Source organism: Gordonia sp. Z-3 (genome assembly GCF_036233855.1).
Lineage (GTDB): Bacteria > Actinomycetota > Actinomycetes > Mycobacteriales > Mycobacteriaceae > Gordonia > Gordonia tangerina.
Genome location: NZ_JAZARS010000020.1, coordinates 1 through 21435, shown reverse-complemented (window position 1 = coordinate 21435; position 21435 = coordinate 1). Strand labels below are relative to the sequence as shown.

The 21435-nt window shown below is 65.5% G+C and carries 21 protein-coding genes; 8 read left to right on the top strand and 13 right to left on the bottom strand.

Translation table 11 applies throughout. The features are described from left to right. Nucleotides 1–144: 144 nt before the first annotated feature. The 3 genes from VX037_RS20330 to VX037_RS20320 form a co-directional block, all read right to left on the bottom strand. Nucleotides 145–666: a nuclear transport factor 2 family protein gene (locus VX037_RS20330; RefSeq protein WP_235721634.1), complete on the bottom strand. Its 522-nt coding sequence runs from the start codon at nt 664–666 to the stop codon at nt 145–147. A gap of 43 nt (nt 667–709) precedes the next feature. After that, on the bottom strand, nt 710–2002 hold the full coding sequence (locus VX037_RS20325) for a hypothetical protein (RefSeq protein WP_328715631.1): 1293 nt from the start codon (nt 2000–2002) through the stop codon (nt 710–712). Nucleotides 2003–2415: 413 nt separating this feature from the next. Beyond that, the gene (locus VX037_RS20320; RefSeq protein WP_328715630.1) at nt 2416–2892 is read right to left on the bottom strand and encodes a hypothetical protein; all 477 of its coding nucleotides are present in this window, start codon (nt 2890–2892) and stop codon (nt 2416–2418) included. Nucleotides 2893–3069: 177 nt separating this feature from the next. Between VX037_RS20320 and VX037_RS20315 the strand changes: the two genes are divergently transcribed. Continuing rightward, nucleotides 3070–3465, top strand: coding sequence for a hypothetical protein (locus VX037_RS20315; protein WP_235721631.1), 396 nt, complete (start codon nt 3070–3072; stop codon nt 3463–3465). A 71-nt stretch (nt 3466–3536) separates the two neighbouring features. Here the strand turns inward: VX037_RS20315 and VX037_RS20310 are convergent, their stop codons facing one another. The 6 genes from VX037_RS20310 to VX037_RS20285 form a co-directional block, all read right to left on the bottom strand. Continuing rightward, a complete protein-coding gene (locus VX037_RS20310; RefSeq protein WP_235721630.1) occupies nt 3537–5102 on the bottom strand; it encodes an acyl--CoA ligase family protein in 1566 nt (521 codons plus the stop codon). A gap of 113 nt (nt 5103–5215) precedes the next feature. After that, on the bottom strand, nt 5216–5521 hold the full coding sequence (locus VX037_RS20305; RefSeq protein ID WP_266063273.1) for a hypothetical protein: 306 nt from the start codon (nt 5519–5521) through the stop codon (nt 5216–5218). A gap of 93 nt (nt 5522–5614) precedes the next feature. Then, complete coding sequence (locus tag VX037_RS20300) at nt 5615–7123, bottom strand: flavin-containing monooxygenase (protein ID WP_328715628.1); 1509 nt, start codon at nt 7121–7123, stop codon at nt 5615–5617. Beyond that, nucleotides 7120–8037, bottom strand: a complete 918-nt coding sequence (locus tag VX037_RS20295) for a ferritin-like domain-containing protein (protein WP_328715626.1) — start codon at nt 8035–8037, stop codon at nt 7120–7122. Before VX037_RS20295 ends, VX037_RS20300 begins: the two co-directional genes overlap by 4 nt. 1 nt (nt 8038) lies before the next feature. Continuing rightward, nucleotides 8039–8896: an SDR family NAD(P)-dependent oxidoreductase gene (locus VX037_RS20290; RefSeq protein WP_328715624.1), complete on the bottom strand. Its 858-nt coding sequence runs from the start codon at nt 8894–8896 to the stop codon at nt 8039–8041. Next, the gene (locus VX037_RS20285; protein ID WP_328715622.1) at nt 8893–9873 is read right to left on the bottom strand and encodes an alpha/beta hydrolase; all 981 of its coding nucleotides are present in this window, start codon (nt 9871–9873) and stop codon (nt 8893–8895) included. Before VX037_RS20285 ends, VX037_RS20290 begins: the two co-directional genes overlap by 4 nt. A gap of 125 nt (nt 9874–9998) precedes the next feature. Here VX037_RS20285 and VX037_RS20280 point away from each other — a divergent pair, with 125 nt between their 5' ends. Then, a complete protein-coding gene (locus VX037_RS20280; protein ID WP_328715620.1) occupies nt 9999–10871 on the top strand; it encodes a MerR family transcriptional regulator in 873 nt (290 codons plus the stop codon). A gap of 144 nt (nt 10872–11015) precedes the next feature. Further along, the gene (locus VX037_RS20275) at nt 11016–11486 is read left to right on the top strand and encodes a hypothetical protein (protein WP_328715619.1); all 471 of its coding nucleotides are present in this window, start codon (nt 11016–11018) and stop codon (nt 11484–11486) included. A 67-nt stretch (nt 11487–11553) separates the two neighbouring features. Here VX037_RS20275 and VX037_RS20270 read toward each other — a convergent pair whose 3' ends face one another. Then, nucleotides 11554–12270, bottom strand: coding sequence for an NUDIX hydrolase (locus VX037_RS20270; RefSeq protein WP_328715618.1), 717 nt, complete (start codon nt 12268–12270; stop codon nt 11554–11556). A 97-nt stretch (nt 12271–12367) separates the two neighbouring features. On the opposite strand from VX037_RS20270, the gene VX037_RS20265 reads away from it, so the two are divergent. Both VX037_RS20265 and VX037_RS20260 read left to right on the top strand, forming a co-directional pair. Then, complete coding sequence (locus tag VX037_RS20265) at nt 12368–13639, top strand: vWA domain-containing protein (RefSeq protein WP_328715617.1); 1272 nt, start codon at nt 12368–12370, stop codon at nt 13637–13639. Between the two features lie 275 nt (nt 13640–13914). After that, a complete protein-coding gene (locus tag VX037_RS20260; RefSeq protein ID WP_328715614.1) occupies nt 13915–14904 on the top strand; it encodes an ADP-ribosylglycohydrolase family protein in 990 nt (329 codons plus the stop codon). Between the two features lie 90 nt (nt 14905–14994). Here VX037_RS20260 and VX037_RS20255 read toward each other — a convergent pair whose 3' ends face one another. Beyond that, entirely contained in the window at nt 14995–15348 is a 354-nt protein-coding gene (locus VX037_RS20255) for a DUF2200 domain-containing protein (protein WP_328715612.1), read from the bottom strand. Between the two features lie 333 nt (nt 15349–15681). On the opposite strand from VX037_RS20255, the gene VX037_RS20250 reads away from it, so the two are divergent. Continuing rightward, entirely contained in the window at nt 15682–16698 is a 1017-nt protein-coding gene (locus VX037_RS20250) for a phospholipase D-like domain-containing protein (protein WP_328715611.1), read from the top strand. Between the two features lie 234 nt (nt 16699–16932). Here the strand turns inward: VX037_RS20250 and VX037_RS20245 are convergent, their stop codons facing one another. Both VX037_RS20245 and VX037_RS20240 read right to left on the bottom strand, forming a co-directional pair. After that, on the bottom strand, nt 16933–18600 hold the full coding sequence (locus VX037_RS20245) for a thiamine pyrophosphate-binding protein (protein ID WP_328715609.1): 1668 nt from the start codon (nt 18598–18600) through the stop codon (nt 16933–16935). Next, nucleotides 18597–19397, bottom strand: coding sequence for a cyclase family protein (locus tag VX037_RS20240; protein ID WP_328715608.1), 801 nt, complete (start codon nt 19395–19397; stop codon nt 18597–18599). Before VX037_RS20240 ends, VX037_RS20245 begins: the two co-directional genes overlap by 4 nt. Before the next feature lie 370 nt (nt 19398–19767). On the opposite strand from VX037_RS20240, the gene VX037_RS20235 reads away from it, so the two are divergent. Together VX037_RS20235 and VX037_RS20230 are read left to right on the top strand one after the other, a co-directional pair. Then, nucleotides 19768–21072, top strand: coding sequence for a hypothetical protein (locus VX037_RS20235; protein ID WP_328715607.1), 1305 nt, complete (start codon nt 19768–19770; stop codon nt 21070–21072). A gap of 17 nt (nt 21073–21089) precedes the next feature. Further along, the coding region (locus tag VX037_RS20230; RefSeq protein ID WP_328715606.1) for a hypothetical protein at nt 21090–21435 on the top strand (346 nt) is incomplete at its 3' end.

Genomic DNA, 21435 nt, shown 5'->3' with positions numbered 1-21435 from the left:
GATCCGACGTGGTGGGTTGCGCGGGTCGCCTCGGACGGCGCAGGTCGGCTCAGAGAACGCGGGCCGTCGACCGCCCGCGCGAATCGCGCCGACCTGCGGAAACGAAGACGACCCGCGTTCCGCCCAGGCATGCGGTTCGGGCGATCAGGCGAACCCACCACGCCGGTGGTCGGCGGGGACCGGTGTCACGACAGTGTCCTCACCCAGCGGCCGCCGCAACGACCACCGCGGGGTGAGTGTGCTCGCCGACATCTTCCACTCGCCGTCCTCGATCTGGTACTCGTCGTCATACTCCCCGGTCATCAGCAGCTCGGTGCGGTCGAGCAGGTTGACCTGTCGGAATTTCAACGTCCAACGGCCGGTCGCCGTGGTGGCGGAGGTGAGCGTGATGTCGGGGTGCAGGCCGTGATGCATGTCGAGAATGACGTACTGTCCGTCGACCCGATGCAACGCCACCTGTTCGAAGATCCGCGTCATCGGCGTCGCGTCGTCGAACGCGCCCAGCGGTCCGTAGTCGATGCGTGCACCGGACCGGATGAAACACCGGCGGAAACCGTTCGGGTCCTTGCCGTCACACGCCCGCCAGTAGCGGTGTTTCAGCTGTTTGATCGCCTCGATGCGGTCGAGGTCGTCGAGTCGGCGCGCGAGGTCGTCGGTGGACGTCATGCGGTCACGATAGGTGCGGCGCCGAGACCGGCGCGCCGATTCGTCAGTTGACGGGTGCGATCTCCTGCGGCCACGCGACATGCAGGTTCGGAATCGACTTCTTCGCTTCCTCGGTGCGCTGCTTGGTGGCCTGCTGGGCGGACTTGGCCGCGCCGGCACCGAGCACACTGTACGGGGCCATCGCCTGTTCGGCGGACCAGTTGAGGTCGAAACCGGCGATCGACGCATCGACATCGCCGCGCGAGTTGACGACGTAGTCGATCGGCGGCAGGCGTGCCTTCTGCGCGTCCTCGCGCGAAAGCGTCAGCTCGAACTGGTTGGCATCCGGGTTGGGCAGCGGCGTGGATTCTGGATCGCCCGGCTGCCATGGCTCGTCGGGGTTGGCGCCGGGGTCACCGGCACCCAAGGCATACGCGACGGCACCGCCGGCGGTTCCACCGAGGGCTGCACCGACTGCAGCACCCGCAGCGCCCACGCCCACGGCACCGATGGCGCCGCCCGCGGCAAGGCCGATACCAGCGCCCGCCAGCGCACCGAGCCCAATCGCATTCATGTACCCGATCGGGCCGAAACCTGGGATCACGTTCACACCGGCGAAGGTCACCGCGTTGTAGATGCCGCCGGCAACCGCACCGACACCGGTGCCGATGATCGCGCCACCCACAGCGCCCATCGCGGCAGCCGGGATACCCAGTGCCACAGCACCTGCCGTACCGCCCGTCATCACACCGATGATCGTCGATGCGGCCTGTCGAGACGCCTCGTCCTCGGGCACACCCACCGAGATCAGGCCTTGCGCGATCTTCGCTTCACCGTAAGCCGACCACGCGTTGACCGAGTTGACGTCCCGCTCCGACATGCCCTCCGGGATGTCGGTGACGAAGTTGCCGACACGGATCTTCTCCGGCGGCGGCGCGATCGGCCGCACCGGCGCAACGGGTTTCGGAGCGGTCAGCGGACGCTGGGGCACCGGGTCGTAAGACTCTTCGTAGGTCGGTGCGGTGTAGGTGCTCGGCTGGACGTACGGCTGGTACGGCGCTTCCTGCGGAGGCGCGGGGATTGCACCCGGACCAGGCACCACAACCGGGGCGACCTCGGGCGTCGGTGTGGTGCCACCCTGCTGCGGCGCAGCCTGTTCGGGAGTGGTCCCGCCCTGCTGCGGCGCGGTGTCGCTCGGGCTGGTGCCGCCCTGATGCGGTGCCGCCTGCGCCATTCCGGCGCCGAAGCCGACCGCGATGGAGGCCGCCACGGCCGCCGAGGTCAAGCCCATCATCACCGGCGTGCGGCGTTCACCGTTCTCGCGACGGCCCTGTGTGCGCTGTGATGGATCACCCATCGATACAACTCCCCTGTCATCCAGAACCCTCCCCCGAGCGCCTGGTCGTGCCGATTTCGTGCTGCGGTTGTTCGCGTGGCTACCGCTGGTGGTAGCACGTACAACCCGTCGACGGACACCCTGATCGGGCCGCCAGGCCGGACGGTGTCGCTGAGAACGTCAGCATCGAAGTAGACCGTCGGCGCCGTCCCCACAGGACGCACCGACCTTCCCCCGACAGCAGCATCACAACACTTACCCCCGACAAGCTCTGCCGCGACGTCCACCGATGCACCAATGTGGATCGGTGGCGTAGCGTCTCGGATTCTGACATGCGTGGGGCGAATGCCGCGAATCGGGGGCGCCGGGTAAGCGCCTCCCGGGACAAGATTCATTCATTCGGTTGACTCACCTGAGGCAGTGACCAACAGGAATCAGTTGATCGTCGCGCGCACCACGACCGCCGTAACGTCGTCCACCACGGCCGCGGTGCACGCGAATGTGTTCGTCGGTCCATACACGGCACCGCTCAAGCGGTAGCCGGGGATGGTGAGACTGCCGGACATCGCCCACGCCACGTCGATGGTATACACGCTGTGACCCGCGTTCTCGACGGTCGCGCGGTCGTCGTCGGTGAGACCGACGGGACGGGTCGACACGTCGGAGAACTCGGCGGCCTCACCAACCTCGCCATTGGCGGTACCGACACCGACAGCGTCGAACGTCGCATGCACCTCCGAGCGCAACGCATCGGTACAGGCCGAGGTGGCGACCTCTTCGCTGCCCTGCCGGCCCTGCATCGTCAGGTAGCCCTGCCAGATGACGACGACGAGAATCACCGTCACGACCAGCCCGATGCCGGCGCGCAGCGGTGTCAGCTCACGCCGGACGTCCGCCCATCGACCCTGCATGCGCCGTTGATACCACGTCGGGACCTCACCAGGGGACGACTTCGACGCCGCCAGCAGCTGTCCCGAGCATGCCGGTTGACTCCGATCACGGCGGAGTCGTCCCCCACCATTCGCACGAACGACAAGGCGGGAATCGCCTCGTCTGCCCCGTAGCGAATTCGATAGAGTCCGCCCCTTGTGAACATCAATCGAATCATCGCGGGCGCATTGATCGGTGGGGCCGCGGTCTTGGGTATTTCCGTCGGAGCCGGATCGGCAGAAGCCAAGATCGACCCGGGTCAATACAAGATGCAGTCGCGCGTCTACGGGTTCATTCCCTACCCCGACACCAACGTCAAGGTCGTCGGTAACCGGATGTATCAGGATTTCTACGGCGTCGGCCCGTCGAATTCCTCGACTTTCGAAATCGACCAGACACGCCGCGGTGGCATTACGTCCACCCTCACCACGCACCCTTTGATGCAGTGGTACGCACGCACCGAGTGGTCGAAGACCAAATCAGGCTACCGCGGCACGAACTACGTTCTCGGTGGCATCCCAGTCGCCGACTACACCCTCAAGAAGACTCGCTGAAGGTTCGTCCCCCGGGTATCGCCACATTCTCCGTACGTTTAGGGAGAGTCTGCCAAAACCCCGGGGGACAACTACCCGCCCTGCCGTCCCCGCAGAACGTTCTTCTGAATCTTTCCCGTCGACGTCTTCGGCAGATCGGCGAACACGATCTGCTTGGGAACCTTGAAGCGCGCCAGACGTTCTCGAGCGAACTCGATGAGATCCTCGGCCGTCAGCTCCGCGCCCCGACGTACCGTCACATAGGCGACCGGCACTTCACCCCACCGCTCGTCGGCGCGGGCCACCACCGCCGACTCGACGACGTCGGGGTGACTGTCCAGCACGCGTTCCACCTCCACCGACGCGATGTTCTCGCCGCCGGAGATGATCACATCCTTGCTGCGGTCGCGGATCTCGGCGTAGCCGTCGGGATGCATCACCGCGACATCGCCGGTACGCAGCCAACCGTCGATCGTGGCTGCGGCGGTGGCGTCGGGATCGCGGTAGTAGCCGAGCATCACGTTGTTGCCGCGCGCCACCAACTCGCCCTCGGTGGCAGCGTCCGCCGGGACGTCGGCGCCGTCCTCGGTCACCACGCGCAGCACACCAGCGGAGATGTTGCCGATTCCCTGACGCGCCTTGAGGATCGCGCGTTCGCTCGGATCAGTCGCATTCCATTCGGGTTGCCACTGGTTGACGGCGATCGGGCCGAACGTCTCGGTCAGCCCGTACAGGTGGGTGACCTCGATGCCGAGGTCGGCCATCCGCGACAGCAACGCCGGTGATGGCGGCGCACCACCGGTCGCGGCCTGCACGGTGTGCTCGAGGCGCGCGGCGGCGGGGTCCTCGGCGATCATTGTGAGCACCGTCGGCGCGGCGCTGAAGTGGGTGATGCCGTCGGCGGTGAGATGCCGCCAGATCTGAGAGGTGTCGATGGCGCGAAGGCACACATGGGTGGCGCCGGCCGCGGTGAGCGCCCACGTGAAACACCAACCGTCACAATGGAACATCGGAAGCGTCCACAGATAGTTCGAGCCCGGACCAACACCGGAGTGATACGCCATCGCAAGCGACTGCAGGTAGGCGCCGCGATGGTGGTACATAACGCCTTTGGGCCGCCCGGTGGTACCCGAGGTGTAGTTGATGGCGAGCAGCCCGCGTTCGTCGACGTCACGCCAGATCGGGGTGCTGGAGGTGGTGAGCAGCGGCTCGTACTGGTCGTCGGTGCCGCCGGCGATCACCACCCGGATGCCGACCGCCTCGGCGACCGACCGCGCCGTATCCGCGAACTCGTGCGTCGCCACCAACAGGCGTGCGCCGCTGTGATCGAGGATGTAGCCCAGCTCGGCTTCGGACAGTCGAATGTTGAGCGGCACCAGCACCGCTCCGGAGCCCGGTACTGCGTTGTGCATCTCCAGCATCACGTGACTGTTGGCGCACAGCGCCGCGACGCGGTCGCCCGGCCCGACGCCGAGGCCGGCCAGTGCCGCCGTCAGCTGCGATGCCCGTTGGTAGAACTCGGCGTAGCTGAACGTGCGGTCGCCGTCGATGATGGCGGTGCGCTCGGCGAACACCGCCGCAGCACGCGACAGAAACGACACCGGACTCAGCGACGCGAACGTGAAGTCGGCCGGCGCGGGTCGGTCCGGGTCCGTCATAGGTGCTCGACTCCTTCGTCGTCGCTCGCGGTTCGTCCCCCGGGTATCGCTTCCTCCGCCAGCGGCCGTCGGGGGACAAAGCAACACCCGGGGGAGGAACTATCCGACGACCCTTACGGCGGGGCGGTCGGCGCCAGGTAGGTGCGGGTCACGGCCGGCCAGTTCGCGATGGCCTTCTTGGCCGGCGAGACGACGACGGCGGGCGGTGGCCGGCGGACAGGCGCCGGTGTCGGGGTCGTCGGCACAGCGGGCGCCGCAGTCGTCTCCGTCGCCGTCCGCACCAAGGCCTGTACCTCGGCGGCCGTCTTCTCCAGGCGCGAAATTCGCGTACGCAGGTAGGTGTCGACCCGGATGAACTCCGACTGCAGCCGGGCCACGTCGGCTTCGAGACGTTTCGCCACGTCACGCTTCTTGCCCATCGCACGGCCCATCCTCGGTTGTCGCCTGGCCCTCACTCTACGAGGCAACCGCGGCAGACCCGAGGACATCGGGACGTGTCGTGGCCTCCACCCCTACACCGCGCTGGGCTCCCGACTCTCGGCTGCCGCCACCGCCCGGAAGTCCCGGGTGAAGTCGACCGTCCGCATCTGCGCAATGAACTGCGACGCGAAGCCCGGATACATGGTGGCGTTGAAGCCGTCGTCGGTGAGATACCAACTGCGACAACCAGAGTTCCATGTGGTGCGACGCAGTCGCTGCTGAATGGACCGGTTGTAGGCGTCCTGCGCCGGTTGATGGACGTCCAGCAGCGTCAGGTCGCGGTCGTGGACCAAGCCGATCGCGGTGACGATCGCGTCGATCTGCGCCTCCATATACACCAGCGCCGAGTTGTGGCCGGGTCCCGAGTTGGGGCCGAAGGTGAAGTACAGGTTCGGATAGCCCGACACCGCAAAACTCCGGTATGCGTATGCGCCGCGTGACCATTCGTCGGCGAGCACCCTGCCGTCGCGGCCGCGGATCGGGATGGGGGTGCCCTGCTTGGACACCTCGAAGCCGGTGGCGAACACCAGGCAGTCAAAGCGACGTTCGATGCCTTCGACGCTGCGCACCCCTCGTTCGCAGATCCGGGCGATCGGCCAGGTCACCAATGTGCAGTTGTCGGCCTGCAGCGCCGGGTAGTAGTCGCTGGTCATCAGCAGCCGCTTGCAGCCGGCCCGGAAATCCGGGGTCAACTGTCGTCGCATCCACGGGTCGCGCACCTGTGCGCGCAGGTTCGCCTTGGCGACCGCCTCGATGACCCGGGTGAACGGCGAATCCCACACCGCGCCCACCGCCACCGACTCATGTCCCCAGAACCACAGCTGACGTGCGAGGTTCTGCGTGAGCGGGATGGCGCCGTAGAGCCGTCGCGCCGAACCGGAGATGGCTCGGTCCAACCGCGGCAGCACCCATCCCGGGGTGCGTTGGAACACGGTGACATCGGCACCGTCGCGGACCAGTTCGGGGATGATCTGCACCGCGCTCGCGCCGGTACCGATCACGCCGACCTTCTTGCCGGCGAAGTCGTAGGAATGGTCCCACGCCGCCGAATGCATGCGGTGGCCGGTGAATTCGTCGATACCCGGGATGTCGGGGTAGCCCGGCGTGGACAGCGGACCCGATGCGATCACTGCGGTGCGCGCGACGATCGGTTTGCGGTCGGCGATGTCGACACGCCAGGTGCCGGCGGTCTCGTCGAACTCGAGGCCGGTGACGAGATGGGAGTAGCGGATGTGTCGGTCGAGACCGTGGTCGGCGATCATCGTGTCGATGTAGGCGAGGATCTCGCGGCTACCCGAATAGGTGTGCGACCAGTCCGGATTGGGCGCAAACGAATACGAGTAGAGCCGCGACGGGATGTCACAAGCCGCTCCCGGATAGTCGTTGTCGCGCCAGGTACCGCCAGGCCGCACATCGCGTTCCAGAATCACGAAATCGTCGTGGCCGGATTGCAACAACCGGATGGCGGTACCGATGCCGGCGAATCCGGCGCCGATGATGACTGTGGTGGTGTCGGCGACCACCGTGGTGCCCCCGTTCATGCGACCGGCTCGTAGGTCAGTTCCTTCGACCAACTGGGTTGAGGTCGCAGCAGGAAGCGTGGATAGTGGTCGGTCAGCTTCACCATGGTGTCGGCGAAGTAGTGATAGGGGCTGTCGCGGTTGATGACCCAGCCGGCGTGATACTTGAGGACCTGATAGGTGATGAGCCGGGTGCCGTTGCCGCGCTCGCCGTTCTTCTTGAAGCGCTTCATCGCTTCGTAGAGTCGTTCTTCCTTGAGGCCCATGTCGACGATGTTGTCGCGCATCTTGTTCAGCAGCGGAACATACATCAGGGCGCCGATGAGGACGCCCGGCGACGCGACGGTACCGACGGCTTCGATGACGAGTTTGCGAGCGCGGGCGTTGCCGATCATGTCCAGCGCGTGGAAGTCGACGGCCAGGTGGCGTGATTCGTCGGCGTTGATCTTGCGGAACGCCTCATGGCACACCGGGTCGTGCACCTCTTCGAGCAGGAACTTCAGCAGCGCACCGTCGAGCGCGACCTCGAGCATGGGGATCACCGTGCCCAGCACCGGCGACGACATCCGGTCGGCGAAGGTGTCGAGCCATTCGATGGCCAGCCGGATGTTGACGTTGGGTTCGGGCACCTCGTCGTCTTCGAGCATGCCCCACCGCCGCATCAGGGCCAGTTCGGCGTTGGCGTGTTTCTGTTCTTCGGCGTGGAAGTATCGGTAGATCTCGGCGAGGGTGTCGTCGGGGGCCTTCTTGGCCAGGGCCGCGAAGCCGCGGGCGCCGACGTTCTCGATCCACACCAGATCCGCCATGAATGCCTTGAGTTTCGGTTTCTGTTCGTCGGTGATCAGCTCGGCACCCGGGGCGTCCCAGTCGATGTCGGCGAGCGCCCATTGACGGTCTTTGATGGTCTGCAGCATGTCCTCGAGCACGATGGGCATGTCAGGCTCCTTCCGTGATGCGATCGGCAGGTTGGGTGGTGGTGGGTGCGAGTCGGTGCAGAATGCCGGCGCCGAAGGTGTAGGTGCGCGGCAGCAGTCGTTTGGTCAGCCAGATCGCTTTGGCTTCGAGTTGGGGCACCACATACAGGTGGCCGCGGTCGTTGGCGTCGAGCGTCTGCCGCGCCACCTGCTCGGGTGACCGGCCGCTGACGCGCATCAGGGTCTCGGCGAGTTTCTGTGCCTCCCCGGTGATCCGGCCGTCGGCGGCAACATTGGTCTTGACGAAGGTCGGGCACAGCACGGTGACGGCGAGGTCGGTGCCGGACAGTTCGGCGGAGATGGTCTCCGACAGCGCCAGCACCCCGGCCTTGCCGACGTTGTAGGGCGCCATGCCGGGGCCTGCGGCGAAGGCGGCGGCCGACGCCACGTTGATCAGTCCGCCTCGGCCGGATTCGCGCAGTTGCGGCAGGAAGAGTTCCGAGCCGAAGACCATGCCGCGCAGGTTGATTCCCAGCGCCCAGTCCCAGTCGTCGATGCCGATGTCGCCGACGGCGCGCCCGCCGATGCCGACGCCGGCGTTGTTGATCATCAGCGAGGTGGGTCCGCCGAGGAGTTCGGGTGCCCGCGCGGCCAGGGTGCGCATGTCGTCGGGGTCGGCGACGTCGCAGAACAGCGCCTCGGCCTGGCCGCTCCCGGAATCGCCGATGAGCCGGACGGTGTCGAGGGCGCGGTCGACGTCGATGTCGGCGCACAGTACGCGACCGCCGCGGGCGGCGAGTTCCAGCGCGAAGGCTCGTCCGATACCGCTGCCTGCACCGGTGACGACGGCGCGGGCCTGGTGTGATCGTTTACTGGTCATGTCGTGGCGTGATCCTTCTGCTGGGCGACGGTCACATCGACGTCTGCGGATGGACCGAAGGGCTGCCGGATGAACGCGGCGATCTGCCGCAGGGCAGGGGTGGCTTCCGGAATGAGCGCCGGAAGTGCTTGGAACACATGGGTTTGGCCCGGCCATTCCCGGAGTTCGCAGTCGCTGCCGGCGTCGATGAGCATCCGCTGCGCCTGCCGGGCGTCGGTCCCCAGCATCTCGGCGCCGCCGACATGGATGAGGCTGCGTGGCAGATCGTCGGCGCGTTCGAGGGTGAGCTTGAGCCGTGGCAGGTCGTCGGGTTGGCCTCGGGTGTAGTGCCGCACTAGTCTGCGTGCCGCCCGCGCGGAGATCAGCGGATCGGGGCCGTGCTCGCGTTCGCGCAGTGCGGCGAGAGTCAGGGTGAGGTCGACCAGCGGCGACATCAACACCACCGAACGGGGTTGCGGCCGCCCGTGACGAACGTTCTCGGCCAACAGATCCAGGATGAGGTGGCCGCCCGCCGAGTCACCGGCGACGGTGATGTTCTCCGGCCGGTAGCCGATGTCCTGCAGCCAGGCGTAGGCGGCTTCTACGTCGTCGGCGGCCGCCGGGAACGGATGCTCCGGGGCGAGGCGGTAGTCGACGGTGAACGCCGGCATTCCAGTGAGATGCGTCAGGCGGGCGACGAGACCGCGATGGGTGCGCGCCGAGCACACGGCATACCCACTGCCGTGAACATAGAGGATGATCTGGCGCGACTGCATCACGTCGGGTGGATACACCCATTCGCCACGAAAGGTGCCGGTGGCCAGACGCTCAACGCGAACGTGGTGCGGCGGCGGGCAGCCGATCAGCATGCCGGCGGCCACGATCATGCGCGAGGTCCGGATCTGCAGGGCGCCACCCGGCAGTATCTCGGCGAACGGTCGGAGCGTCCGCCGGGTCACCCAGTTCGCGAGGCGAGAGGCCGATGAGGTTTCCGTCACACCCAGATCGCAACACTGACTGCGCCATCTGTCAATGGCACAATCAGTAATGCCTGGCTGCCGGGCCCCGCCGGACCTGCCTTGTAAGGTGGGGCGCACCACGGAGGTCGGGAGGTACCAGGGAGATGGCGCGAGTGCCGTCGACGCGCTTGGCTCAGCTGACGACGCTGATCGAGCAACTGTCGGCCACACCCCGATACGTCGGAAAACAGTCACGTGATCTCGAAACTGCGGTCGCCCGATTCCTCGCCGGCGCCACCCATCAGGCGTCACGCCAACCCGAGGTGGCGCGCTACCGGATTGACGATCTGGCGCGGGTCTCCGGGGTCACCACTCGCAACATCCGGGTGTATCGCGAGCGGGGGTTGCTACCCGCACCGCGCCGCGTCGGACGCGTGACGCTGTACTCCGACGCGCATGTCTCGCGCCTGGCGTTGATCAGTTCGATGCTGTCGCGCGGCTACGCCCTCGCCCACATCGACGAGTTGCTGACCGCCTGGCAGAACGGCGGTCAGATCGCCGACGTCCTGGGCCTCGAACACGATCTGACCGAGATCCAGGAGTCCGGTGGTGTGCGGAGCACCACGCTGGCCGAGTTGTCCGAGGCCGGCATCGACGACGATGCGGCCACCCGATTGGCGAAGCTGAACATCATCACGATCATCGCCGACGATGAGGTGACGGTCGACGAGCCGGACGTGCTGAATGCGATCTTGCCGCTGATCACCGAAACCCGTTCGGCCGCAACGGTGATTGACGTCGTCGAGCGCGTCTACCCGGCCTTTGAGGCGCTACATCAGACGCTGGTCGAAGCCGCCGACGCGCTTACCACACCGGCCGGCGGCACCTCGGATCAACATCTCACCGAAGTGACCCTCACCCTGATCCAACTACGGGCGCTGGCCGATGCGGCCACCCGCGCCACACTCACTCAGACGACGAACACACTGCTGGCACAGTCACTCTCGGATCAGACCGGCGGACCGACTGCCGACTGAGCAACGACTGTCCCCCAATCGGTGGACCCCGCAGTCCACCGGCACATCACCCGGTCGGCGGAATCCGCATCGGTGCCGACCGGAGCAGAGTCATGGGTGTCGCCGGAACGACCACCGCCCCGGCCCGAACCCAGGAGAACGATCATGAACACCACCACTCGCCGCATCGCCGCCGGAGCAGCCGTTGTCGCCGCCACCGCGGGCATCGGATTCGCCGTCGCCGGAGCCGCCAACGCCGGCACCCTGCCCGTCACGCGTCCCGGCGAACCCACCGTCGCGATGACCATCACGAACCACACCGACAAGCCCGAGTACCTCATCGGGGCCACCGCCGGACAGTCCGGTCAGTGGGTGAATGCGCCGCAGCGTGTGCTGTACCCGGGTGCCAGCGAAACCATCACTGCCGTGGCCCCGTTCAGCAACTATCTGACGGCCAACGCGCAGTACAAGATCGGCCACGTCGGACCGACCGCGAACTACGAGATCGAGAACATGAAGGGCAACGTCAACACCTCGATGAGCGGCATCTGGGGCCCGCACGCCCAGAACTACTGGATGAGCCACACCATCAGCAGCCGCTACCCGAATGTGAACGTCGGCTTCGATCAGTGGTGAGTGGGCCGATGGGAGTGGGCGGCCCCTGGGGCGGTTTCGGCGAGCCAACTCACGCGCGGCCGGTCGATCACTCCTCACTCTCCGCCGTCGGCAGCCGCCACCCGAACGTCGCCGTCGGCGGTGCATCCTTGCTGTAGAGCCGCGCCGGCCGGCCCCCACCGACCCGCGTCGCCGGTGTGCCCTCCGGGGTGATCTCTGCGGCCAGCAGCGGCTGCACCCGACGGTTGAACGAATCACGCATCAACCGCCGCCCGAGGATGGCTTCGTGCAGCTCACGCAGCTCCGAAAGCGTGTAAGGCGGGTGCAGCAGGTTGTCCGGATCGGGCTGGTCCTCGTAGCGATCACGAAGGTTGTCGGTGGCGGCTGCAATGATCGCGTCGTGGTCGAACAGCAACCGCTCACCTGAGGCCAACCGACCGTGCGAGGTGAGCGGTGCGAGCTCACCGTCGACCTCGGACAAGTCCGCGGCAGGCAATGCCACGGCATGCGCGATCGAGATCGTCCACCCGCGAGGATCTCGGTCAGGATCACTGAAGACCGCCAACAGATGCGGTCGGACGTGGTCGGGCGAGAGCCCCAGTTTGAGTTCGAGAACCTCACGCACCGTCTCGTCGACGGTCCGCCGTTCACGGACGAACCGGCCCGGCAACGCCGCACCTGCGGAGTCCGGATTTCGTTGGATCACCACGCACAACGAACCGTCGAGCACCGTGAGAACGGCGATGTCGACGGCGACATTGGGCCGCGGATAGTCGCTGAGGCGAGAAGTCGAACGTGCACTCACGACCCAACCCTATGCGAATGTCTGCGCAAAGTAGTATTCTCAAAATCGCGCAAAGTCACCGCCTCGGTCGGATGCCAGGTGGGAGGAAGGAATGACGATGAAACTCTCCGCCGCTCTCGACGTCGAGGTCGTGGCTCACGAGGCCGCCGACGAGGTCACCGTACTGCTGGAATTGCAGGCACCTGCCGCGCCGGGCACCGACCGTGCCCCCACTGCATTGCAGGTGGTGCTAGACCGCAGCGGGTCGATGTCCGGGCCGCCTCTCGAGGGTGCCCGCGCAGCGTTGGCCGGGGTGGTCGCGCAGCTCGATCCGTCCGATGTGTTCGGTGTGGTCACCTTCGACGACTCCGCCCAGGTCGTGGCCCCCGCCGCAACACTGGCCGACAAGCAACGCGCCACCGACGCGATCACCGCGATCACGCCCGGCGGGTGCACCGACCTGTCGTCGGGCTACCTGCGTGGTCTTCAGGAACTGCGTCGCGCCACTGCCGCGGCCGGCATTCGCGGCGGCACGGTGCTGGTGATCAGCGACGGACACGTCAACCGCGGTATTCAGGATCTCGACGAGTTCGCGAGCATCACCGCGAAAGCGGCCGCCGAAGGCATCGTCACCTCCACGTTGGGGTACGGCCGCGGCTACGACGAGACACTGTTGTCGGCGATTGCCCGCTCCGGCAACGGCAATCACGTGTTCGCCGACGACCCGGACGCCGCCGGCGGCGCCATCGCCGGCGAGGTCGAGGTGCTGCTGGCGAAGTCGGCGCAGGCGGTGACGCTGACCGTGCGGTTCGTGCCGCAGGTTCAGGAGCTCTCGGTGTACAACGACCTACCCGCGCACCAGACCGCCGACGGCGAGGTGATGATCGAACTCGGTGACCTCTACGCGCTCGAGGAGCGCAAGCTGTTGCTGCGGATGAAGGTCGACGGTCTGGCTGCACTCGGACTCGCGCAGATCGCATCGCTGGAATTGCGGTATGTGGAGACGGCCACTCTCACCGAACACACGGTGTCGCTACCGATCTCGGTCAACGTGGTGCCCGGCGACGAGCTCGGTGACCGCGTGCCCGACCCGAAGGTGCAGTCCGAGCGGCTGTATCAGGAAGGGCAGGCGGCAAAGCTGGAGGCGTCGCAGGCCTACGAGGCCGGCGACCTCGACGCCGGATTGGCGTCGATGCGCGCCTCCCGCGACCGCCTGCAGGCCGCCTCCGCGTTGGCGATGCCCGAGGATCGCGCGGCAATCGACGCCGAACTCACCATGATCGAAGAGCTCAGCGCCGAGGCGACCATTACCGGAGCCATCTATGCCTCCAAAGCCACCCGCGACTCCTACCACCTCGGCAACCGCAAGCGCGGCCGTCGGCGGGACTGATCTCGATACGCGACCAGCAGCTGCCGCCGCACCCAAACTGCTGGTCGATCTCGATACGCGACTCACTTCGTTCGCCGCTACTCGATCCAAGGAGTAGCCCGCGAGCCCCTGGGCGAGCGAGCGTATCGAGACCAGCACCCCAACTGCTGGTCGATCTCGATACTCGACTCACTCCGTTCGCCGCTACTCGATCCAAGGAGTAGCCCGCGAGCCGCTAGGCGAGCGAGCGTATCGAGACCAGTACTCACACGCAATCCCCCAACAGGAGACCCTCCTTGCCCCTCTCCCCCACCCAACTCGACTGCGCCACAGGCGTTCTCCTCGGCACCGCCGTCGGCGACGCCCTCGGTGTCCCGTACGAATTCGAGTCCCGCATCCTGCACGCGGACGAGACCCCGCAGATGCTCGGCGGCGGCCTCGGTGACTTCGCGCCCGGCGAGTGGAGCGACGACACCTCGATGGCTCTGGCGATCGCCCTCGTCGCCGCGACGGGCGTCGACCTCACCTCCGACGACGCCCTCGACGCCGTCGGCGAGAACTTCCTGCGCTGGTTCGACGGCGGTCCACCCGATGTCGGCACGCAGACCCGCGCGGTGCTCAGTGCTGCCCGCCGCCGCCTCGACTCCGGCGAGCGGGGCGTCAGCCGCATCATGCGCGAGGAGTCCCGGCGCTACGCCGACACCCACCCGCACTCCGCGGGCAACGGCGCCCTGATGCGCACCGCACCCGTCGCGTTGGCGCATCTCGACGACCGCGATCGGCTCGCAGATGCTGCGCGTCTGGTCGCGTCGCTAACCCATGCCGATCCGCTCGCCGGCGACTCGTGTGTGCTGTGGTGTGAGGCGATCCGTGTGGCGGTGCTCGACGGACGCATCGACGTCTTCGCCGGTCTCGACCTTTTGCCCGCGGACAGCGGGGCGCAGTGGCAGCGATGGCTCGACGACGCCCTGGTCTGCGATCCGAAGGTGTTCGCACCCAACGGGTTCACGGTCACCGCTCTGCAGGCGGCCACAGCGGCGATCACCCAGACCCCGGCCGACGACGCGACGCACCTCGAACACGCGCTGTACGCCGCGATCCGGATCGGCAACGACACCGATACCGTGGCCGCGATCGCGGGTGGGTTGCTCGGGGCGAGGTGGGGTGCGGGTGCCGTGCCCGATGAATGGCGAGAGGCGGTGCATGGTTGGCCGCACGACAACGGCCATGCGCATGCCGCACGTGACCTCATCGCCCTCGCCGATGCCGTCAAGCCAGTTCAATGACAGCCCAAGACACATGGAGAACTGACATCCACAACGGTTGCAACCAGCGTGGATGTCAGTTCTCCGCGTGAATGCGCGGGGCGGGAACTATCAACTCCCCCGCAGAATCGACGTCATCTTCTTCCCCTTCGCGACCTCGTCGACGAGTTTGTCCATGTACCGGATCTTCTGCATCAGCGGGTCATCGATCTCCTCGACGCGATGCCCGCAGATGACGCCGGTGATGAGTTCGGCGTTCGGGTTGAAGTCAGGTGCTTCGGCGAAGAAGGTCTTCAGGTCGGTTTCGTCGGCGATCACCTTCTCCAAGCCGGCGTCGTCGTAGCCGGTGAGCCAGGTGATCACCTGGTCGACCTCCGCCTTCGTGTGGTCCTTGCGTTCGGCCTTGGCCACATAGTGCGGGTAGATGCTGGCGAAGCTCGTGGTGAAGATCCGGTGCTCTGCCATCGCCTGCCTCCTTCGTCGGTTGCCTGTGATTCTGCCAGTACGACATCCGTTCGAACCGCTCGAGGTCGTCAGCCCACCTGCGTCAATCTGATGCTGCCGCTAATCGATCTGCTCGTTGTCTAGTGTCCAAATGGTCTGCGTGCGGATCTGTTGTCGTCGGCATCGGAGACCACCGAGTCGGCGATCTATCCGCCACCCACCGTGAGCGGGTGTCGACAGATGCGAATTCGAGGTTTCGCCAGGCTCCCACGTGATACCCGCGATCGATCACGGACGGATTACATCCGGCAAACTCCTCATCCTCGCTGCCATAGCCGGAATAGCGTTCAAGCTATGGGTGAGTCATCGGAGTCTGTCACCGCGTTGGCCGGTAAACATCTATTTGAAGCGCTACGGAGCGCGACCTTTGATGTCTTTTTGTCTAGCCCCTACCTGACTAAAGACGTCGCTAGCGAGTTGGCGAGCTGCGCGAAAACGTCGTCCGCCCAATGGCGGCTACTGACCTGCCTGAATCCTGTCGCAATCGCTGGGGGGTTTCTGTCCACCAGCGGCCTACGCGAACTGCTGCACACGGGGGTCACCGTCCGGAGCGTGCCCCGCCTTCACGCAAAGTCATACCTCGTCGATCTTCGATTCGGCCTCGTCGGCTCCGCAAACCTTACGTTCGCAGGGCTCGGGCTGGGAACGAACTCCAACGCTGAACTGTCTATCGTCTTAGATAAGAGCCAAGTGGCGACAGCACGATCCGAACTGGCACGCTGGTGGGACTCGTCCGATGCAGTCGACGAGGCTGCAATCTCAAACGCTGAAGCAACTGCAGCGGCGCTACCGATTGCGACGCCCGTGCAGATCGACCCGACGGTTCCGGACGCGCTCACACTTCAGACAGAGCACCTGCTGGCCGAAGCACGCGACCCGAACCGCGGGCTCTGGATCAAGGCTCAGTACGGTACTGCGCATCCCGATCAGTGGCGGGAACCCTACTGGTTCTCGAGCCCGGACAAAGGCCGGCCCAGCTTCAAACCAGGTGACCTTGTACTGATCTATGCAAAAGAAGCACATGGGTGCTACGCGATTGTCGAGATCACCGAATCAGCCGTTCTAGACCCCGGGTTTGTGACCAAGAACAGCGGTGGCGAGGACTGGATCGGGAAACGTTGGCCGTGGGTCAACAAGACTCGACCGCGGTTGGTGCCAAAGGAGCTCGTCGTTCTCACCACTAGTCAGCTTGGGGTCTCGCCTCAAGCGCTTCAGGGCGGTCACAAACGGCTGACACTAGGTGAATTCGCTTCAGCCGTCAGAGCGCTCTCGAACCAGTCACAAGAAGGTGACTCGGTACAAGAGGGCTGATTATCGGGTACCCAAGGGACGAAGCGCGACGCCCTGTCAGGAGGCTCAGTGCCCCGCAAACGCCTCCGCCAACCACCACGACCCACCGTCATCGGCGATCTTGGCATCGATGACGAGCGGCCGGGCCGTACCCGCTTCCCGATAGCCGTCAACCCATCACAAGAAGGTGACTCGGTACAAGAGGGCTGATTATCGGGTACCCAAGGGACGAAGCGCGACGCCCTGTCAGGAGGCTCAGTGCCCCGCAAACGCCTCCGCCAACCACCACGACCCACCGTCATCGGCGATCTTGGCATCGATGACGAGCGGCCGGGCCGTACCCGCTTCCCGATAGCCGTCAACCCACGCGCGCACCGCGTCCAGATCGTCGACGCTCCGCACCGTCACCCCCTCCGCTCCGAAACCGCGCGCGATCGAGGCGATGTCGGTGTCCGGGAAGGTGACCGTGTCGTGGTCGCCGTCGGTGAAGTGGTGCACCTCGGCGCCGTACGCGGAGTCGTTGTAGACGATGACCACCAGCGGCAGGCCGAGGCGGACAGCGGTGTCGAGTTCGGAGATGCTCATCAGGAAACCGCCGTCACCGGTACCGAGCACGGGCAGCCGATTCGGTTGGGCGAGTGCGGCTCCGATCGCGGTGTACAGGCCGAGACCGATGGATTGGTAGGCCTGGGTGAAGCAGAACCCGTTCTCATCCGGCACCGACAGATGGGTGGACGGGTAGCCCATGAAGTTGCCGGAGTCGATCGACAGCACCCGATCGGCCGGCAGGATCTCGTCGAGCTCAATGGTCAACGCGCGCGGATCAATGCGGTCGCCGGTGGAGATGTCGTCGACCGGAACATCCTGCCAGCGTGACGATTCGGTGATGCGGGAGCGGACGTCACCGGTGCGGTAGCGCGACGCCGGGCCCGCGCCGACACGTCGGATCTCGTCGAGCACGTCGGCCGCGGTCAGCCCGCAGTCGCCGACCACACCGAGCGCGACCGGGCGGTGCGCGCCGATCGCGTCCACATCGTCGTCGACCTGCACCACCCTGGCGTCGGCGCCGATCAGCTTGCCGTGGCGCATCGTCCACTGATTCAGTACGCATCCCCAGCCAACGATGAGGTCGGCGTCGGAGATCAACTCGGCGGTCGTCGGCGACGAAAAGCCGCCGGAGATACCGAGATCGAACGGGTCACCCGCGAACAGTCCGTTGGCCACCGCCGACGTCGCCACCAACGCACCGGTGGTCGCAGCCAGCGCCGCGATCACCGGACCCGCGTTGCGACCACCCCGACCGGCCACGAACACCGGCCGCTGCGACGCCGCGATCAGTTCCACCAGGTCACGCACCACGCCGACATTCGGCCGCACCCGCGGCTGCTCGAACCTCGGCGAGACCGGCCCGTCCACCGACACGGGCAACGTCGCGATGTCGATGGCCACATTCAGCACCACCGTTCGCCGTTGCGTGACCGCAGTCCGGTACGCGCGCACCACATCGGCGGCTGCGGTGTCCGCGGAGTACACCCGCTCGCTGACCGCGCCGACGCTGCGTACCAACGTTTCCTGGTCGATGCGGAAGTTGGAGCGCAGGGCGGCGGCGGGGCTGTCGGCGGTGAGCACGATCATCGGGGTGCGGCTCTTGGCGGCCTCGGTGATGCCGGTCATCGCGTTGGTGAGCCCGCATCCCTGGTGCAGGGACACGATTCCCACGCGCGACGACATGCGGGAGTAGGCGTCGGCCATCGTCGCCGCGCCGCCCTCGTGGCGGGCCGCGGTGAACCGCACCCCACCGGCGCGCAGGGCGTTGGTCATCACGAAGTTGCCGCTGCCCACCACCCCGAAGCAGTGGCCGGCGCCGAGGTCGGCCAGCACGCGGCCGACGACGTCGGCGACGGTGGGTCCGTAGGTGTTCACGCACCCGCCTTGTCCACCACGGCCAGCACCCGCGACGGGCTGCCGGTGCCGCCGACGATGGGCAGCGGACTCACCACCAGCATCGCGCCGGTGGCCGGCAGCGCACCGAGGTTGCGCAGCGAGGTCAGCCCGTACTTGTCGTTGCCGAGGAAGTAGTAGTGCACCGGGAAGACGGGGTCGAAGCCGCCGGCCATACCGGCGTCCACGCCGACGGTTTCCACGCCGAGGCCGGTGATGTTTCGCTGGGTGGCCAGCCATTCGGCGCAGTCCACGGCGACACCGGGGGTGTGTGAGCCGGTGTCGTCGGCGTTGAGGAACTCTTCCTGCGATCCGCCGCGCGTCTCCCACCCGGTGCGCAGCAGCAGCCATGCGCCGGCGGTGAGCTGACCGTAGGTGGTCTCCCACTCCTCGACGTCGGCGATGGTGAGCAGGTAGTCGGGGTTGTCGGCGACCTTGGCGGTGAGGTCGATGACGGCGGCCGGCCCGATGAGTCGCTGGGCGGGGATCTGGGAGACGTCGTCGCCGTCGCGGCCGGTGATCCAATGGACCGGCGCGTCGAGGTGGGTACCGATGTGCTCGCCGGTGTGGATGTTGTTGTGCCGCCAGAACGGACCGGGCTCGTTGTAGGCACTGACCTCCTCGAGGCTGAAGTCGATGAGGTTGACGAACGGCTCCGGCAGCCGCAGCGCGGGAGTCTCGGCGCTGAGCGGGGTGGTCAGGTCGATGACCTCGAGGTCGCCGGTGGACAGGGCGGACAGGAAGGTCGAGACGACGGCGTCGGCCTGCGGGGAGGTCATGGCTGCTCCTTGGTTCGGTGGCTGCTCACGACGGTAGTCGGTCGGCGCGGCGGTGCGGAGTTGTCGTGATGGTCTCCGCGCAACGTGCCCAAGACGCGACCAACAGACGTATAGCTACGTTTAACCATGACTAAGTACACTTAGCTAAAACAGACCGGACCGGATCACGGGGAACACGCCACACGTGCGGGCTACAACTGCGCCTGTGCCATCGTCGTGAAGCACGGCAAGACCAAGACCCCCTGGAGGGCCGCCTGAGGCGATCCAATCTCTGGGGCGAACGCTTCACAGCTAGCTGGAACATTCTCGCGCCGTCGCGCGCATCAGCCTGCTGCCAATCTACAGTTGTCAGATGGCGATAAGGTCGTATGTGGATCTCAGCGCGTTTGTGCGCTTCCTGCATGTCGAGCAGCATGATATCGACGACGCGGTGTCGCAAGTTCTGTTAGCCGACGACGCTTCACCGGAGCAGTTGCTAGAGATGTACATGAGGCAGCTCAATCACCAGCTGCCGGTCACGTTTCACGAGGGCTACCACTACTGGCAGGGCCTTCGGCTGCCGTACCTTCATCGACACGCCGTGTTGATGTTCATGGAAATGACGCGGTGTTTTGTTCAGCTTGCCCGCACCGACTCTGATTGGCATCGCTGGGCCGGTTACATCGATTCGTCGCTGCCGACATTGGGTGGCCAAAAACACATCTGGTTCGACGGCGATGATGTCATCTTGTCGGAACTGGCAACGGCCGTAGGACCAGATAGTCCCCCGAATTGCACACTATCGGCCTTAGACCTTGTGGAGACCGCTGCTTCGCTGGCTGAGTTCCAAGTGCTTGGTACCGGTGATTCCCGCGTCGACCCAATAAAATTCGGACGATGGGCCAAGCGACATCCGACCTACCGCGGAGCGTACGACTACGTCTCGAGAGTCTTAGGTGACCGACAACTGGCTCTGCGGTGCACGCTTCCCATGATCAACGCTAGCTTCGAAACAACCGATCCCGTTCGCACGTTCTGCTCTCTCGGCCGCTATCTGACTCACCTGCAGGACGCCGGGAAGATCGACGATTTTGTTGCTCAGGACGAACCATGCCAATGGGGACCGCTGTTTCGGTCGATGCTCGACGCCTTCGAGTACGACGCCGGTGGTGAAGTGGGCGACTTATTCGACACCAGCTATTACAGGGTGGACCTTGACAACTGGGTCAACGCGCGATTATCCCGGCCAGGAACAGTTGATGGGATTCATCCGATAATCACGTCAGAAGCACGCGCGTGGAGCGACATCTCGGCAGCGAAGCCCTTCTACGGCTGGCTTCTCGATCAACCGGGATGGTTGTCAGATGACCAAATTCAGGAAGCCCTGCGGGTTTTCTCTCCCATTACGATCATGAGACTGCATGCAGGGCAGGACCGAGACAGGGTGATCCCAGTGGGCAGAAGAGGAGGAGCTTCACTCCTGGTGTCCGAACTGCTAATGATCCAGGGTGCAGTCCGTCGGGCGGCAGGTGAATCTGCGCTCGTCACCGACAGCCGGCTTTGTTGTCACGCCGAGTGTCCCGAATACGTTGACAACTACTGCAATAACTTCGTTAGTATTCCGCAACAATGGTCCGAATGCAAGTTCCCGGAGAGAATGAAAGCCGCGATAGAGCGCATGCGAAACCAAGACTAGCTGGAGGTACGGAAGAAATGACAGGCGATCGCAACATCATCGAGATCAACGCTGGATCTCTAACCGAAGACCTGATTTCGTACGTCACAGGGGAACTCGAGGACGACGTCCTCGATGAAGTTGAAGTCGGCCGTGAACTCGACCGCCCGGATCACTATGCAAGCGAGCCGATCACAATAGCCGCCATACTCATAGGGACAACAGCGGCGATCGTTCAAATCGGTCGCTTGTTGGAGCGGTGGACCGAGATGAGCCGACAAAAAAGCCAAGTCAACTTAGTTATAAAGGCTTATACGGTCTCTCCTGAAGCCGGAAAAGCCGTTGAAAATGTGGTAGCCAAGCATGCTGAGGTCGTGACAAGTA

Excerpts from the sequence above, each read along its gene's own strand:
- VX037_RS20330 (WP_235721634.1), bottom strand. The coding sequence starts at position 666 with ATGACGTCCACCGACGACCTCGCGCGCCGACTCGACGACCTCGACCGC.
- VX037_RS20325 (WP_328715631.1), bottom strand. The coding sequence starts at position 2,002 with ATGGGTGATCCATCACAGCGCACACAGGGCCGTCGCGAGAACGGTGAA.
- VX037_RS20320 (WP_328715630.1), bottom strand. The coding sequence starts at position 2,892 with ATGCAGGGTCGATGGGCGGACGTCCGGCGTGAGCTGACACCGCTGCGC.
- VX037_RS20310 (WP_235721630.1), bottom strand. The coding sequence starts at position 5,102 with ATGACGGACCCGGACCGACCCGCGCCGGCCGACTTCACGTTCGCGTCG.
- VX037_RS20305 (WP_266063273.1), bottom strand. The coding sequence starts at position 5,521 with ATGGGCAAGAAGCGTGACGTGGCGAAACGTCTCGAAGCCGACGTGGCC.
- VX037_RS20300 (WP_328715628.1), bottom strand. The coding sequence starts at position 7,123 with ATGAACGGGGGCACCACGGTGGTCGCCGACACCACCACAGTCATCATC.
- VX037_RS20295 (WP_328715626.1), bottom strand. The coding sequence starts at position 8,037 with ATGCCCATCGTGCTCGAGGACATGCTGCAGACCATCAAAGACCGTCAA.
- VX037_RS20290 (WP_328715624.1), bottom strand. The coding sequence starts at position 8,896 with ATGACCAGTAAACGATCACACCAGGCCCGCGCCGTCGTCACCGGTGCA.
- VX037_RS20280 (WP_328715620.1), top strand. The coding sequence starts at position 9,999 with ATGGCGCGAGTGCCGTCGACGCGCTTGGCTCAGCTGACGACGCTGATC.
- VX037_RS20275 (WP_328715619.1), top strand. The coding sequence starts at position 11,016 with ATGAACACCACCACTCGCCGCATCGCCGCCGGAGCAGCCGTTGTCGCC.
- VX037_RS20265 (WP_328715617.1), top strand. The coding sequence starts at position 12,368 with ATGAAACTCTCCGCCGCTCTCGACGTCGAGGTCGTGGCTCACGAGGCC.
- VX037_RS20255 (WP_328715612.1), bottom strand. The coding sequence starts at position 15,348 with ATGGCAGAGCACCGGATCTTCACCACGAGCTTCGCCAGCATCTACCCG.
- VX037_RS20250 (WP_328715611.1), top strand. The coding sequence starts at position 15,682 with ATGGGTGAGTCATCGGAGTCTGTCACCGCGTTGGCCGGTAAACATCTA.
- VX037_RS20240 (WP_328715608.1), bottom strand. The coding sequence starts at position 19,397 with ATGACCTCCCCGCAGGCCGACGCCGTCGTCTCGACCTTCCTGTCCGCC.